Source organism: Arthrobacter silviterrae (assembly GCF_011045165.1).
GTDB lineage: Bacteria > Actinomycetota > Actinomycetes > Actinomycetales > Micrococcaceae > Specibacter > Specibacter silviterrae.
In genome coordinates this window covers 1-1,299 of sequence record NZ_JAAKZI010000087.1, presented here as the reverse complement: position 1 = coordinate 1,299, position 1,299 = coordinate 1, and the positions used below count along the sequence as shown (strand labels likewise).

Here is a 1,299-nt window from a genome sequence, read left to right as displayed (position 1 = left end):
AGCATTCGACGACGTTGACGGCGAGGCCGCCGAGGGCTGTTTCCTTGTATTTCGTGGACATGTCGCGTCCGGTTTCGGCCATGGTGATGATGACTTCGTCGAGGGAGACGCGGTGGTCCCCGTCGCCCCAGAGCGCCATTTTCGCGGCGTTGATGGCCTTCGCCGCGGCGATCGCGTTGCGTTCAATGCAGGGGATCTGCACCAGCCCCCCGACGGGGTCGCAGGTCAGGCCCAGGTTGTGTTCCATCGCGATTTCGGCGGCGTTCTCGACCTGTTCCGGGGTTCCTCCCATGACCTCGGCCAGCCCGGCCGCGGCCATCGAGGACGCGGACCCGACCTCGCCCTGGCAGCCGACCTCCGCCCCGGAAATCGACGCCTGCTCCTTGAACAGCACCCCGACCGCCCCGGCGGCCAGCAGGAACTTGACCACAATCGAATCCACCACCTGGGGGAGGGATTCCGGGGCAGCGGTGCGGACCGCGTCCGTGTAGTGCGTGGCATAAAACAACACCGCCGGGATGATGCCGGCCGCCCCGTTCGTCGGCGCCGTCACGACCCGCCCGCCCGAGGCATTCTCCTCATTGACCGCCAGCGCGACCAGGTTCACCCATTCCTGCCAAAACTTCGGGTCCCGGTCCGGGTCCTCGGCCCTCAGCCGGGCATGCCAGGCAGGGGCCCGGCGCCGGACCTTCAACCCGCCCGGCAGCAGGCCCTCCCGGGCCAGGGCCGAATTCTTGCACTCCTCCATCACATCCCGGATATGCAGCAGCCCCTCCCGCACCTGGGCGTCCGTGCGGGACGCGAGCTCGTTGGCGTACATCACGTCACTGAAGTTCCCGCCCACCACGGCACAGTGGCCCAACAGTTCCGCCGCCGTGCGGAACGGGTGCGGCAGCAACGCCTTGGAGGACTCCAGCTCCGCCGCGGCCTCCTCCACCGCCCCCTCCCGAACAATGAACCCGCCACCGACCGAAAAATACGTCTCCTGCGCCAGGACCTCCCCCGCGGCATCCAGCACCGCAAACCGCATCCCGTTCGTGTGCCGCGGCAGCACCGTGCGCGGATGCAGGGCAATGTCCTCCGCCCCGAACCCCAACGGCACCACCCCGCCCAACAGCAGCGGCTCCCCGGCAGCAAACGCCCCCAACCGCTCCCGGACCTCCTCCGGCAACACCAGCTCCGGCTCCCGCCCCTCCAACCCCAGCAGGACCGCCGTCATCGTCCCATGCCCGCGCCCCGTCGCAGCCAGGGACCCATACAAATCCACACTGACCCAGGCCACCCGGGCCAACACGCCCG

General features: G+C 69.1%; 1 protein-coding gene. It reads right to left on the bottom strand.

All coding sequences use genetic code 11. The annotated features are described in order from the left end of the window. On the bottom strand, positions 1–1,299 hold a 1,299-nt coding region (locus tag G6N77_RS19485), incomplete at both ends, for an L-serine ammonia-lyase (RefSeq protein ID WP_165183827.1).